Raw genomic sequence first — 14,097 nt, 5'->3', positions numbered from 1 at the left:
CTTTCTGCATGTGCAGGGGTGTGCGGCGGTCTTTTCTCCGTCGGGGGGGTGTCAGCCCGCGTACGGGTCCTGCACCTGGCCCGGCCGGGCCAGGAACTCGAAGTCGCAGCCGGTGTCGGCCTGGGTGATCTGTTCGTTGTAGAGCGCGCCGTAGCCCCGCTCGTACCGCTCGGGCGGCGGGGTCCACGCGGCCCGGCGCCGTTCCAGCTCGGCGTCGTCCACGTCGAGGGTGAGGGTGCGGGCGGCGACGTCGAGGCTGATCGTGTCGCCGGTGCGGACCAGGGCGAGCGGACCGCCGATGTACGACTCGGGCGCGACGTGCAGTACGCAGGCGCCGTAACTGGTGCCGCTCATCCGGGCGTCGGAGATCCGCACCATGTCCCGCACGCCCTGCTTGAGCAGGTGGTCGGGGATCGGGAGCATGCCGTACTCGGGCATCCCGGGGCCGCCCTTGGGTCCGGCGTTGCGCAGCACCAGGACGGTGTCGGCGGTGATGCCCAGCTCCGGGTCGTTGATGGTGCGCTGCATGGCCCTGTAGTCGTCGAAGACGACGGCGCGGCCGGTGTGCTTGAGCAGGTGCGGTTCGGCGGCGATGTGCTTGATGACGGCGCCGTCGGGACAGAGGTTGCCGCGCAGCACGGCCACCCCGCCCTCGGCCGCGACCGGGTTGTCGCGGGGCCGGATGACGTCGTCGTCGTGGACGAGCGCGCCGTCGAGCTGTTCGCGCAGCGTGTCGAAGGAGACCGTGGGCCTCTCCAGGTGGAGCAGGTCGGTGATGCGGGAGAGGAACCCGGGCAGCCCGCCGGCGAAGTGGAAGTCCTCCATCAGGTACGTCTGTCCGCCGGGCCGTACGTTCGCCAGCACCGGGACCGTGCGGGCGATGCGGTCGAAGTCGTCCAGGGTGAGGCGGACGCCCGCGCGGCCGGCCATGGCGATCAGGTGGATGACCGCGTTGGTGGAGCCGCCGAGCCCGAGGACGGTGGTGACGGCGTCCTCGAAGGCGTCCGCGGTGAGGATCTCGCTCAGCCGGCGGTCGCGGTGGACGAGGTCGACGACGCGCAGTCCGGCCGCGGCGGCCATCCGGTCGTGCCCGGAGTCGACGGCGGGGATGCTGGACGCGCCCGGCACGGTGACGCCGAGCGCCTCGGCGGCGGCGGTCAGGGTGGAGGCGGTGCCCATCGTCATGCAGTGGCCGGGCGAACGGGCCAGGCCGCTCTCCAGCTCCTGCATCTCGCAGTCGCCGATGAGCCCGGCCCGCCGGTCGTCCCAGTACTTCCACATGTCGGTGCCGGAGCCGAGGACCTCGTTGCGCCAGTGCCCGGGGAGCATGGGCCCGGCGGGCACGAACACGGCCGGCAGGTCGACGGAGGCGGCGCCCATGAGCAGCGCGGGCGTGGACTTGTCGCAGCCGCCCATCAGCACGGCGCCGTCCACCGGGTAGGACCGCAGCAGTTCCTCGGTCTCCATGGCGAGCATGTTCCGGTAGAGCATCGGGGTCGGCTTCTGGAAGGTCTCGCTGAGCGTGGAGACCGGGAACTCCAGGGGGAAGCCGCCCGCCTGCCACACCCCGCGCTTGACCGCCTGGGCACGGTCACGGAGGTGCACATGACAGGGATTGATGTCGGACCAGGTGTTGAGGATCGCGATGACGGGCTTGCCGAGGTGCTCCTCGGGCAGGTAGCCGAGCTGGCGGGTGCGGGCGCGGTGGCTGAAGGAGCGCAGGCCGTCGGTGCCGTACCACTGGTGGCTGCGGAGCTGGTGGGGCTGCTTCGCCTCGTGGGGCTGGTTCACACGGACCACCCCGCGGCGATGGCGGCGACCTCGGCGCGCTCGCTCTGAGGCAGCGGTCTGCTGGGCGGGCGGACCTCGCGGCGGCACAGGCCGAGGGAGGCGAGGGCCTCCTTGACGACGGTGACGTTGTCGGCGGAACCGTTGGCGGCGCGCAGTTCCTCGAAGCGGCGGATCTGCTCCCAGACCTTCATGGCGGCCGTGAAGTCACCCGACCGAAGCGCTTCGATCATGTTCAGCGAGACGGCCGGGGCGACGTTCACCAGCCCCGAGGTGAAGCCGGTGGCACCCGCGGAGAAGTACGAGGGGGCGTACGGCTCGGCGAGGCCCGCCACCCAGACGAAGCGCTCCAGTCCCGCGTCCCGGGCGAAGCCCGCGAACTTCGCCGCGTCCGGCACGGCGTACTTCACGCCGATGACGTTGGGGCAGGTGTCGGCCAGCTCGGCCAGGCGCGCCCCGGCGAGCTGCGGGTTGCGGACGTAGGGCACGACGCCCAGCTCGGGCACGGCCTCGGCGATCGCGCGGTGGTAGTCGACCCAGCCGGCCTGGGAGACGTAGGGGTGGACGGGCTGGTGGACCATCACCATCCGGGCGCCGGTGTCGCGGGCGTGCCGGGCGGAGGCGACGGCGGTGGGCACGTCGTGGCCGACGCCGACGAGGATGTCCGCGCGGTCGCCGGCCTCCTCGACGGTCAGCTCGGTGACCTGGCGGCGCTCGGCCGGGGTGAGGGCGTAGAACTCGCCGGTGTTGCCGTTGGGCGTGAGGGTGGTGATACCGGCGTCGAGCAGGCGACGCAGCAGGGCCCGGTACGTGGCGGGGTCGACGGAGCCGTCCGCGGCGAACGGTGTCACCGGGATCGCCACCACGTCGGCCAGGGCCGCCCGCTGGGTCTCGAACGTCGTTGTCATGCCTGACCGTCCTCTTCCTGGGCCTGTCCCGGCTCGTGTTCGGCCGCCGGGAAGGCCCGCTCGACGAAGGACGCGATGTGCGCGTGGAGGGCGCGTGCGGCGCCGTCCGCGTCGCCGGCGAGGGCGAGGCGCAGGATCTCCTGGTGCTCGCCGGCCTCCCGGTCCCAGGAGGGGTCGGCGGCCCAGGCGACCGCGGAGACGAGGGCCGCCTGGTCGCGGACCTCGTCGAGCATCCGGCCCAGCAGCGGGTTGCCGCAGGGCAGATACAGCGCGCGATGGAACTCCCGGTTGGCGAGGGACCGTTCGGCGGTGTCCGCGGCCCGGTCGGCCCGGGTGAGGGCGGACCGGGCGGCGTCGAGGGAGGCGCCGCGCCGCACGGCACGCCGGAGGGCCTCCGGCTCCAGGAGCAGCCGCACGTCGTAGACCTCGCGTGCCATGTCCGCGTCGACCATGCGCACCGTGACGCCCTTGTACTGGCTCATCCTGACCAGTCCGGTGCCGGCCAGGGTCTTGAGCGCCTCGCGCACCGGGGTCTTGGAGACCCCGAACTGTGCGGCGAGTTCGGTCTCGACCAGGGCCTGACCGGGCGTCAGCCGTCCGGTGAGGATGCGGCGTTTGATCTCCTGGAGCACGTACTGCGTGCGGGAGGGGATCGGGGTGGGCACAGAGGTCATGTGCGCCTCTCGGATATCGCGTATCGCGTCTCATATATGACGTACGGAGTACGACGCGTTGAAGGTAGGAGGGGCGCGGTGCCCCGTCAATGCTTCTGACAGAGCCGGTTTGCTCGGGCTCCGGAGACAGGGCGGGTGCCCGATGCCGGGGCCGGGGCCTTAGTCCCACGATGACCAGGCATGACGACATGGACGACGGTGCGGGTGCTCCGTGACCGGAACGCGCGGTTCTATCTGGCCGGGGTGGTGGTGTCCGGCTTCGGGACCTCGGCGCTGTGGCTGGCGTCCGGGGTGTGGGTGAAGGACCTGACGGGTTCGGACGGCCTTGCGGGCCTGTGCCTGCTGGCCCTGTGGGCACCGACGCTCGCCGGTCCGGCCCTGGGGATGCCGGCGGACCGGGTCCGCCGCAAGCCGCTGCTGATCGGCGTCAACCTGTCGCTGGCCGCCGTGCTCCCGGCTCTCCTCGCCGTGGACTCGGCGGGCCGCCTGTGGCTGCTGTTCCTGCTGCTGGCGGTGTACGGCGCGGCCGGTGTGACCGCCGACGCGGCGGAGGCGGCGCTCGTCGCCGCAGCCGTGGACCGGCGGCTGCTCGGCGACTTGGGCGGTCTGCGCACGACCGTGAACGAGGGCATGAAGCTGGTGGCCCCGCTGACGGGCGCGGGGCTGTACGCGGCGTACGGCGGGGCGGCGGTGGCGCTGCTGGACGCGGCCACGTTCGTGCTGGCCGCGGGGTTGTTCGCGGCGCTGCGGGTCCGGGAGCCGGCGCCGGAGCGCCCGGTCGGGAACCGGCGGCGGCGCGCGGCCGAGGGCGTCCGTTTCGTCCGCTCCCACCCCCGGCTGCGCCCGCTGGTGCTCGCCGGCGGCGTGACGATGCTGTGCGCGGGGGCCGGCGGCCCCGCGGTGTACGCCGTCACCGACGCGCTCGGCCGTCCCGCCGCGTACGCCGGTGTGCTGTACGCCGCGCAGGGCGCCGGTTCGGTGGCCGTCGGCCTGCTCGCCGGTCCGGCCCTGCGGCGCCTGGGCGCGCGACGCTTCGCGGCGTACGGGATCGCCCTGTTCGGGGCGGCGGTGACGGTACGGGCGGTGCCGTCCGAGCCGGTGGTCCTGGCGGCGAGCGCGGCGATCGGAGCGGGGCTCCCGGCCGTCCTGACAGCCACGCTGACGACGGTGCAGCGCGAGACCCCGGCCGCCCTCCTGGGCCGCGTCTCGTCGACGACGGGCACGCTGGTGTACGCCCCGAACGTCCTGGGCCTGGCGGCGGGCACGGCCCTGGTGACCGTGGTCCCCCTCCCGCTCCTGCTCCCCGCACTGGGAGCCGTCCTGCTGACGACGGCGACGGCGACGGCCGGACCCCGGACACCCCGCCCGTAGCCGACGTCCACCGGCCGAGCAGCCGCAGCCCGCAGGCAGTCTGCCGCCGGGGGCGGCACGGGTGGGCGCTGTGGGTACCTCCTCCGGCGGAGGCACCCCGCTGTGCCGGGTCACCTGAATCCGGTCCCCTCAGCCGGCGCCCAGCCCCCATCCGTCCCCTCAGCCGGCGCCCAGCCCCTTCCGTACCAGCTCCAGATCCCCGTCCGACGCCAGCCCGGCGTGATACAGCCGCACTTCCGTCGCCCCCAGGTCCCGGGCCCGCTCCAGGTCCCCTGCGAGCGTCCCCGGGCTGCCTCCCATGCCGCCGACCACCGTGAAGTTCGCGGCGATCACCGCACCCTCCCGCCCCCGCCCGGCGAACGGAGCCACCGGCTCCGCACCCCCCGTGCAGGGCACGACCACCCCGTCCGCGACGGACAGGATGTGCGCCGGATCGACACCGGCGTTCGCCCCGCAGTGGTACGAGACGGGATCCGCGTGCAGCAGTACCTGGAACCCCTCCGGCGCGGCCGCCCGCACCGCCCCCACCGCCTCCTCCTGGAGGGACCGGGCCGTGCCGTCCCGCCACGCGCGCGTGGCGCCCGCCGTCTCCTCGCCGAGCAGCTTCTCCACCCCCGCCCAGCCTCCGCCGGACGGCACCTCCCCCCGCCACACCGGTTCCAGCGCCTCCCGCACCGCACCGGCCAGCCGGTCGCCGTCCAGCCCCTGGGCCGCGTACCCCGTACGGCAGTCGGCGCAGAAGCACAGCGACATCAGGTACTGCCCGGCGTCCCCGAGCCCCACCCCGGCCGTCTTGTCGTGGGCGTGCAGGTGCGCCAGCCCGTACCACCCGAGCGACTCCAGCTCGGTCCCGCGCGCCCCCGGCCGCACCGCCGCCTCGGCGGCCAGCGCGACGAGGTACGCGCGCGTGGCGGCTCGCGCGATGCACGGCGCCCACGGATACCGGTCCCCGTACGCGTTGACGACGGAGGTCTCCGGCCGCTCGGCGCCGAGCCGCGAGTTGTGGGCGAGCACCACCCAGGTGTGCACCTCCAGACCCGCGTCCGCGAGCGCCCCGGCGGCCCGTCCGTAGGCGTCCCCGGGCGCCCAGTCCCCCGCCGGGTACGGCCGGATGTCCCGCCCGTCCCACCGCCCGTCCGGCGGATAGAGCACGGCCGCGTACTCGGCGGTGACGACCCGGTGGCGCGGATGGCGGGGCGTCAGCGCGCGCGTGGAGTGGTAGGCGGCCGCGAGGGTCACCTGCGCCACGCCGAGCGACGCGACGGTCTCGGCCGCGCGCGGGTCGCCGTCGATGTCCCAGGGGTAGACGAACGCCGATGCCTTCACCGTGCCTCCTCCAGCAGCGCGTGCCCGCGCGCGATCACGTCGGCGAGCTGTTTCACATGGTCCCCGGACGGCTCGTGCAGCGGGGGCCGCACCTCGCCGACGTCCAGACCGCGCAGCCGTACCCCGGCCTTGACCAGGGAGACGGCGTACCCGCGGCCCTGGGCGCGCAGTTCGGTGAAGGGCCGGTAGAAGCCGTCGAGGAGCCGGTGCGCGGTCCCGTCGTCGCCGGTGGCGAGCGCCCGGTGGAAGGCGACGGCGACGGCGGGCGCGAAGCAGAACGCGGCGGAGGAGTACAGCGTGACGCCGAGCCCGCGGTAGGCGAGCTGGGTCTGCTCGGCGGTCGGCAGCCCGTTGAAGTAGAGGAAGTCACCGCCGCTCTCGCCGCGGACCGCGCTGACGATGCGCTGCATCAGGTCCAGGTCGCCGAGGCCGTCCTTGAGGCCGATGATCCCGTCGGTGCGGGCGAGTTCGACCACCGCGCGGGGGGTGAGGACGACGTTGTCGCGCTGGTAGACGACGACGGGCAGGGGCGTCGCGGCGGCCACCTCCCGGTAGTGCCGCAGCAGCCCCTCCTCCCCGGCGACGACGAGGTACGGCGGCATGGCGAGCAGTCCGTCGGCGCCGGCCGCCGCGGCGAGGCGCGCGTACCGGACGGCCAGGGCGGTGCCGTAGCCGGCGCCCGCCACGACCGGGACGCGCCCCGCCGTGGCCTCGACCGCCGTCCGCACGCAGTCCTGGAACTCCTCGGGCGTGAGCGCGTGGAACTCGCCGGTGCCGCAGCACGCGAACACGGCGGCCGCGCCGTCCTCCACCCCCTGGCGCACATGGGCACGGTAGACGTCGAGATCGAGCTCGCCGTCCGGGCCGTACGCGGTGACGGGGAAGAACAGCGGCCCGCGAGGGGCGGTGAGTCGAGCGGCGAGAGGGGCTGTCGTCACGGGCTCTCCCGATTCCATATGTATGATCGGCGTCTACATCTCTGAACGGGCTCACGCTAAGGCGCCCCTGAACACCGGTCAAGCGCGCGGCCCTTGACGGGGAACGACGCCCGTCCGTAGCGTTCCCACGCTTGTGAATGCCGTACGCGCATGTGGACCCAAGGAGATCCGAGGATGCCCGCTCCCCGCACCGTCCTTCTCACCGGCGCCGCCGGCGGCCTCGGTACCCTGATGCGGAACCTGCTCCCCGCCTTCGGCTACGACCTCCGCCTGTTCGACCTGCGCCCCGTCGAGGACGCGGCGGGCGGACCGGACGCCGTCACCGCCGACCTCGCCGACCGGGCCGCCGTACGGGAGGCGGTCCGCGGTGTCGACGCGATCATCCACCTCGCGGGCATCTCCCTGGAAGCCCCCTTCGAGAAGATCCTGAAGGCCAACATCGAGGGCACGTACAACGTCTACGAGGCCGCCCGCGAGGAGGGCGTGAGCCGGATCGTCTTCGCCTCCTCCAACCACGCCGTCGGCTGGACCCCGCGTCCCCGGGGCGACGACCCCCTCATCCCCATCGACACCCCGCGCCGCCCGGACACCTTCTACGGCCTGTCCAAGTCCTTCGGCGAGGACCTCGCCCAGTTCTACTGGGACAAGCACGGCATCGAGACCGTCTCCGTCCGCATCGGGTCCTGCTTCCCCGAACCCACCAGCGTGCGGATGCTGTCGGTGTGGATGAGCCCGGCCGACGGCGCCCGCCTCTTCCACGCCGCCCTGACCGCCGAGGACGTCGGCCACACCGTCGTCTACGGCTCCTCCGCCAACACCCGGCTGTGGTGGGACCTGAGCACCGCGCGGGCGCTGGGCTACGAACCGTGCGACGACTCGGAGCAGTACGCCGAGAAGCTCATCGCCGAGCAGGGCGAACTGGAGGCGGACAACCCGGCACACGCCCGCCTCGGCGGCCACTTCGTCACCGACCCGCCGATCTGGCCGTACTGACCGCCGCACTGACCGCCGCACTGACCGCCGTACTGACCGCCGTACTGACCAAAAAGCACAGCCACTTGACAGAGGACGGGCAGCGTTCGGGCCCGTCCTCTTCCCCGTTCGGGCATCCGCGCTGCCCGATCAGACGCCCGCGCGGGCTGCGACCCTGGTCCACGACGGTCCCCGGCCGACCGGAACGGGCACAAACGGGCATCATCGGCTCCGCAACAGACCTGGTCAGCGCCGCGTACCGCGGGTAGAACTCTCCCCAAGGGTCCTGCGGGGCCCGAACGGGCAACGGCGCGCGTGAGGCAGGTGTGGCATGGGCACAAGAACGGCGGAAGAGCGCCAGCGGGAGATCGTCCGGGCCGCCCGTGCCTCCGGTTCCGTCGACGTCACCGTGCTCGCCGCCACACTGGGCGTGGCCAAGGAGACCGTACGCCGGGACCTGCGCGCCCTGGAGGACCACGGACTGGTCCGCCGCACCCACGGCGGCGCCTACCCCGTGGAGAGCGCCGGGTTCGAGACGACGCTCGCCTTCCGCGCCACCAGCCACGTGCCCGAGAAGCGCCGGGTCGCCGCCGCGGCGGCCGAACTGCTCGGGGACGCCGAAACGGTCTTCGTCGACGAGGGGTTCACCCCGCAGCTCATCGCCGAGGCCCTCCCCCGCGGCCGGCCGCTGACCGTGGTCACCGCCTCCCTCCCGGTGGCCGGCGCGCTCGCCGAGTCCGACGGTGTCTCCGTGCTGCTGCTCGGCGGCCGGGTCCGGTCGGGCACGCTCGCCACCGTCGACCACTGGACCACCAAGATGCTGGCCGGATTCGTCATCGACCTCGCCTTCATCGGCGCCAACGGCATCTCCCGCGAACACGGCCTGACCACGCCCGACCCGGCGGTCAGCGAGGTGAAGGCGCAGGCCGTGCGGGCCGCCCGGCGCACGGTGTTCGCGGGCACGCACACCAAGTTCGGGGCGGTCAGCTTCTGCCGGTTCGCGGAGATCGGCTCCCTGGAGGCGATCGTGACCAGCACCCTGCTGCCCGCCGCCGAGGCGCATCGCTACTCGCTGCTCGGCCCTCAGGTCATCCGCGTCTGACCGACCCCGTCCCGCGCCTCCCCGCGTGGGACGACCACACCCTCATATCGCCCATTACCTCCCCATATGTTCAGGAGCGATCCATGCGAACCCAGAGCCGACGGAGGCCGCGAGGCGCACTCGCCATGGCCGCCGCAGGGACGCTGCTCGCCGCCCCGCTGCTCTCCGGCTGCTGGGTCGGGGCGGGCGGAGCCGGCTCCGGCGGCGACGCCATCAACGTCCTCATGGTCAACAACCCGCAGATGGTCGAGTTGCAGAAGCTCACCGCCGACCACTTCACCGAGGACACCGGCATCAAGGTGAACTTCACCGTGCTGCCGGAGAACGACGTCCGCGACAAGATCAGCCAGGACTTCGCCAACCAGGCCGGCCAGTACGACGTCGCCACCCTCTCCAACTACGAGATACCCATCTACGCCAAGAACGAGTGGCTGCGCGAGATGGACTCCTACGCCGCGAAGGACACCGCCTACGACGAGCAGGACGTCCTGAAGCCGATGCGCGAGTCCCTCACCGGCGAGGACGGCAAGCTCTACGGCCAGCCCTTCTACGGCGAGTCCTCCTTCCTGATGTACCGCAAGGACGTCTTCGAGAAGGCGGGCCTGACCATGCCCGCGCACCCGACCTGGGAGCAGGTCGCCGAACTCGCCGAGCAGGCCGACGGCGCCGAGTCCGGCATGAAGGGCATCTGCCTGCGCGGCCTGCCCGGCTGGGGCGAGGTGATGGCCCCGCTGACGACGGTGGTGAACACCTTCGGCGGCACCTGGTTCGACAAGGACTGGAAGGCGCGCCTGGACTCCCCGGAGTTCGAGGAGGCGGTGAGGTTCTACGTCGACCTGGTCCGCGACCACGGCGAGTCCGGCGCCCCGCAGGCCGGTTTCGCCGAGTGCCTGAACAACATGACGCAGGGCAAGGTCGCCATGTGGTACGACGCCACCTCGGCGGCCGGTTCCCTCGAAGCGGCCGACTCCCCCGTCAAGGGCAAGGTCGGCTACGCCCCCGCTCCCGTCGAGAAGACGGAGTCCTCCGGCTGGCTCTACACCTGGGCCTGGGGCATCCAGCAGGCGTCCCGCAACCCCGACAAGGCGTGGCAGTTCGTCTCCTGGGCCTCCAGCAAGGAGTACGAGCAGCTCGTCGGCGACGAGATCGGCTGGTCCAACGTCCCGGCCGGCAAGCGGGCCTCCACCTACGAGAACCCGGCCTACAAGGAAGAGGCCGGCGCCTTCCAGGACATGACCAAGGAGGCGATCGAGGAGGCCAGGCCCAAGGACCCGGGGGTGCAGCCGCGGCCCGCGCCCGGCATCCAGTTCGTCGGCATCCCCGAGTTCACCGATCTCGGCACCAAGGTCTCCCAGGAGATCAGCGCGGCCATCGCCGGACGCCAGTCCGTCGAGTCGGCCCTGAAGAAGTCGCAGGAACTCGCCGAAGAGATCGCCGAGGAGTACGAGGGACGATGACCGCCACGACGACGGCCCCCGTGGCCGGACCAGAGCTCCACACCCCGCCGAACCGGCCCTCCGCGCGGCTGCGCGCCTGGGCCACCCGGGCCCCGCTGCTCCCCGCCCTGATCTTCATGATCGTGGTCACCCAGCTGCCGTTCGTGGCGACGCTGGTGATCTCCTTCTTCGACTGGAACGCGCTCTACCCGGACGCCCGCTCCTTCGCCGGCTTCTCCAACTACGGGGAGGTGCTCACCGACGCCGACCTGCGCAGGTCGGTGTGGACGACGGTCGTGCTGACCGTCGCGGTGGTCCTCGCCAGTCTGGTCCTCGGCCTCGGCCTGGCGCTGCTCCTGGACCGGCGGTTCAAGGGCCGGGGTGTGGTCCGCACGCTGCTGATCGCCCCGTTCCTGGTCGTCCCCGTCGCGGCGGCGCTGCTGTGGAAGCACGTGCTCTACAACCCCGAGTACGGCCTGTTCAACGGCCTGCTGCACTACGTGGGCGGCCCCCAGCCGGACTGGATATCCAACAATCCGCTGATCGCGGTGGAGCTGTCCCTCGTCTGGCAGTGGACGCCGTTCATGATGCTGATCCTGCTGGCCGGACTCCAGTCCCGGGACCAGCAGCAGATCGAGGCGGCCCGGGTGGACGGCGCGGGCGACTGGCAGATCTTCGTCCACCTCACCCTGCCGCACCTGCGCCGCTACCTGGAACTGGGCGCCCTGCTGGGTTCGATCTACATCGTGCAGAACTTCGACGCGGTCTTCACCATCACCTCCGGCGGCCTGGGCACCGCCAACCTGCCCTACACCGTCTACCAGAGCTTCTACCAGGCCCACGAGAACGGCCTCGCCTCGGCCGCCGGCGTCCTGGTCGTCATCGGTTCGATCATCATCGCGACCTTCGCCCTGCGCGTGGTGTCGTCCCTGTTCCGCGAGGAGGTGGGCCGCGCATGAGCACCGTGGCCTCTGCACAGGTCCGCCGTCGCAAGGGCGGCGTCGGTCTCGGCCTGGTGGCCTGGCTGGCCGGGATCGTCTTCTTCCTGCCCATCGCGTGGATGGCGCTGACGTCCTTCCACTCGGAGGCGGACGCGGCCACCAACCCGCCGTCGTGGGCGGCGTCCCTGACGCTCGACGGCTACCGGGAGTTCTTCGGCGCGGGCGGCGGCGCGAGCCCCTGGCCTGCGCTGATCAACTCGGTGGTGGCGTCGGTCGCCTCGACCCTCTTCGTCCTCGTCCTGGCCCTCCCGGCCGCGTACGCGCTCTCCATCCGTCCGGTGCGGAAGTGGACGGACGTCCTGTTCTTCTTCCTCTCCACGAAGATGCTGCCGATCGTGGCGGGTCTCCTCCCCATCTACCTGTTCGCCAAGAACACCGACATGCTGGACAACATCTGGCTGCTGGTCATCCTCTACACCTCGATGAACCTGCCGATCGCGGTGTGGATGATGCAGTCCTTCCTCGCCGAGGTCCCGGTCGCGATCATCGAGGCGGCCCGGGTGGACGGCGCGAAGCTGCCGACGATCCTGCTGCGGGTGGTCGCCCCGATCGCCCTCCCCGGCATCGCCGCGACCTCCCTGATCTGCTTCATCTTCAGCTGGAACGAACTGCTCTTCGCCCGGGTGCTGACGGGTGTGGTCGCCGAGACCGCCCCCGTCTTCCTGACCGGCTTCATCACCAGCCAGGGCCTGTTCCTGGCCAAGGTGTGCGCCGCGTCGCTCGTCATCTCCCTGCCGGTCCTCGCCGCGGGGTTCGCCGCCCAGGACAAACTGGTCCAGGGCCTGTCGTTGGGAGCCGTGAAATGAAGGCCGCCGTCATCGAGTCCGTGGGCCGCGCCGTCGTCGGCGAGGTCCCCGACCCGACGCCAGGGCCGCGCGACGTCGTCGTCCAGGTCGCCGCGTGCGGCCTGTGCGGGACGGACCTGCACATCCTCCAGGGCGAGTTCGCGCCCACGCTGCCGATCGTGCCGGGGCACGAGTTCGCCGGCGAGGTGGTCGGGGTCGGCGCCCAGGTCACCGAGGTGTCGGTCGGCGACCAGGTCGCGGTCGACCCCTCCCTGTACTGCTACGAGTGCCGCTACTGCCGTAACGGCCACAACAACATGTGCGAGCGCTGGGCCGCCATCGGCGTCACCACGGCGGGCGGCGCGGCGCAGTACGCCGTCGCGCCCGTCGCGAACTGCGTGAAGCTCCCCGAGCACATCCGCACCCAGGACGCGGCCCTCATCGAGCCCCTCTCCTGTGCCGTCCGCGGCTACGACGTCCTGCAGTCCCGGCTCGGCGCGCACGTGCTGATCTACGGCTCCGGCACGATGGGGCTGATGATGCTGGAGCTGGCCAAGCGCACCGGTGCGGCCAGTGTCGACATGGTCGACCTCAATCCGGCCCGGCTGGAGACCGCCAAGTCCCTCGGCGTCTCGGGGTCCGCCGCGACCCCCGACGAACTCGACCGGCCGCGGGGCTGGGATCTGGTCATCGACGCGACGGGCAACGCGAAGGCCATCCAGGACGGTCTGAACCGGGTCGCCAAGGCGGGTACGTTCCTCCAGTTCGGCGTCGCCGACTACGCCACGCGGGTGGAGATCGATCCGTACCGGATCTACAACCAGGAGATCACCATCACGGGGTCCATGGCCGTGCTGCACAGCTACGAACGCGCGGCGGAGCTGTTCGCGAACGGGGTTCTCGACCCGGACGTCTTCATCAGCGACCGCCTGCCCCTGGACCGCTACCCCGAGGCCCTCGAACAGTTCGCCTCCGGCGTGGGCCGCAAGATCGTCGTGGTCCCGTAGGAACACTCTCGCCCCCGCCTCCCCTTCCCGTCCCGTCCTCATGGGGGCTCCGCCCCCTGGCCCCCCGCTCCTCAAACGCCGGAGGGGCTGACTTTCAGCCCTTCCGGCGTTTGAGGACAAGGGGGCCCGGGGGCGAGGAACCCCCTGGTCGTTCGGGGTTCCCGGGTAAGGGAACGGTAAAGCGGGCTCGCTCGTTCACCAGCCATGACAGCTATGACCCCCGGCTCGAACATCCCCCTGTCCGCCGCCCGCGTGACGGTGGACGTCGCCGCGCCCGTGCGCCTCGACGTATCGGGCCTGCTGCTCACCGCCGACGGCAAGGTGCGCTCCGACGACGACTTCATCTTCTACAACCAGCCCACCGGCCCCGGTGTGACCTACCGCTCCGGCGGCGGCACCGCCCCGGACGCCATCACGATCGACACCACCGCCGTCCCCCCGGGCATCGAGAAGATCGTCGTCACCGCCAGCCCGGACGCGGACGGCCAGACCTTCCAGGGCATCGAGCCCACGGCCACGATCCGCGACGCGAACGACACGTCCGTCCTGGCCACCTTCACGCCCCCGCAGCTCGGCGCCGAGACCGCCCTGGTCATCGTCGAGGTGTACCTGCGCAACGGCGCCTGGAAGGCCCGCGCCGTCGGCCAGGGCTACGCCAACGGCCTGGCCGGCATCGCCACCGACTTCGGCGTCTCGGTCGAGGAGCCCGCCGCCCCGGCCCAGCCGGTGACCCCGCCGCCGGCCGCGGTCCAGCCGCCGCCCCCGCCGGTCACCGCCCCCGCCGCCCCG

Annotated in this window: 13 protein-coding genes; 8 read left to right on the top strand and 5 right to left on the bottom strand. The window is 72.2% G+C overall.

Features of this window, described 5'->3' with window-relative positions:
* Positions 1–51: 51 nt before the first annotated feature.
* The 3 genes from araD to UW392_RS09395 are packed head-to-tail and all read right to left on the bottom strand — an operon-like array spanning position 52 to position 3,370.
* Complete coding sequence (araD, locus tag UW392_RS09405; protein ID WP_320774445.1) at positions 52–1,791, bottom strand: L-arabinonate dehydratase; 1,740 nt, start codon at positions 1,789–1,791, stop codon at positions 52–54.
* The gene (locus tag UW392_RS09400) at positions 1,788–2,696 is read right to left on the bottom strand and encodes a dihydrodipicolinate synthase family protein (protein WP_320774444.1); all 909 of its coding nucleotides are present in this window, start codon (positions 2,694–2,696) and stop codon (positions 1,788–1,790) included. Before UW392_RS09400 ends, araD begins: the two co-directional genes overlap by 4 nt.
* Positions 2,693–3,370, bottom strand: coding sequence for a GntR family transcriptional regulator (locus tag UW392_RS09395; RefSeq protein ID WP_320774443.1), 678 nt, complete (start codon positions 3,368–3,370; stop codon positions 2,693–2,695). Before UW392_RS09395 ends, UW392_RS09400 begins: the two co-directional genes overlap by 4 nt.
* A gap of 180 nt (positions 3,371–3,550) precedes the next feature.
* Here UW392_RS09395 and UW392_RS09390 point away from each other — a divergent pair, with 180 nt between their 5' ends.
* Positions 3,551–4,741: an MFS transporter gene (locus tag UW392_RS09390; protein ID WP_320774442.1), complete on the top strand. Its 1,191-nt coding sequence runs from the start codon at positions 3,551–3,553 to the stop codon at positions 4,739–4,741.
* Between the two features lie 159 nt (positions 4,742–4,900).
* Here the strand turns inward: UW392_RS09390 and UW392_RS09385 are convergent, their stop codons facing one another.
* Both UW392_RS09385 and UW392_RS09380 read right to left on the bottom strand, forming a co-directional pair.
* Entirely contained in the window at positions 4,901–6,067 is a 1,167-nt protein-coding gene (locus UW392_RS09385) for a hypothetical protein (protein ID WP_320774441.1), read from the bottom strand.
* Entirely contained in the window at positions 6,064–7,023 is a 960-nt protein-coding gene (locus UW392_RS09380; RefSeq protein ID WP_320774440.1) for a 5-dehydro-4-deoxyglucarate dehydratase, read from the bottom strand. Before UW392_RS09380 ends, UW392_RS09385 begins: the two co-directional genes overlap by 4 nt.
* Positions 7,024–7,179: 156 nt before the next feature.
* On the opposite strand from UW392_RS09380, the gene UW392_RS09375 reads away from it, so the two are divergent.
* The 7 genes from UW392_RS09375 to UW392_RS09345 form a co-directional block, all read left to right on the top strand.
* A complete protein-coding gene (locus UW392_RS09375; protein WP_320774439.1) occupies positions 7,180–7,998 on the top strand; it encodes an NAD(P)-dependent oxidoreductase in 819 nt (272 codons plus the stop codon).
* A gap of 310 nt (positions 7,999–8,308) precedes the next feature.
* Positions 8,309–9,079 (top strand): DeoR/GlpR family DNA-binding transcription regulator, encoded by a 771-nt coding sequence (locus UW392_RS09370; RefSeq protein ID WP_320774438.1) that lies wholly within the window; start codon positions 8,309–8,311, stop codon positions 9,077–9,079.
* A gap of 83 nt (positions 9,080–9,162) precedes the next feature.
* Entirely contained in the window at positions 9,163–10,536 is a 1,374-nt protein-coding gene (locus UW392_RS09365; RefSeq protein WP_320774437.1) for a sugar ABC transporter substrate-binding protein, read from the top strand.
* Complete coding sequence (locus tag UW392_RS09360; protein ID WP_320774436.1) at positions 10,533–11,474, top strand: sugar ABC transporter permease; 942 nt, start codon at positions 10,533–10,535, stop codon at positions 11,472–11,474. Before UW392_RS09365 ends, UW392_RS09360 begins: the two co-directional genes overlap by 4 nt.
* Entirely contained in the window at positions 11,471–12,322 is an 852-nt protein-coding gene (locus UW392_RS09355; RefSeq protein WP_320774435.1) for a carbohydrate ABC transporter permease, read from the top strand. The genes UW392_RS09360 and UW392_RS09355 overlap by 4 nt, the downstream gene beginning before the upstream one ends.
* Positions 12,319–13,308 (top strand): zinc-dependent alcohol dehydrogenase family protein, encoded by a 990-nt coding sequence (locus tag UW392_RS09350; protein ID WP_320774434.1) that lies wholly within the window; start codon positions 12,319–12,321, stop codon positions 13,306–13,308. Before UW392_RS09355 ends, UW392_RS09350 begins: the two co-directional genes overlap by 4 nt.
* A 213-nt stretch (positions 13,309–13,521) precedes the next feature.
* Positions 13,522–14,097: TerD family protein (locus UW392_RS09345; protein WP_320774433.1), on the top strand; the 576-nt coding region annotated here is incomplete at its 3' end.

The sequence above is a fragment of the Streptomyces sp. CRN 30 genome (assembly GCF_034105845.1).
Note: the sequence above shows the minus strand (reverse complement) of the source record. Positions and strands in the feature narration are given on the sequence as shown.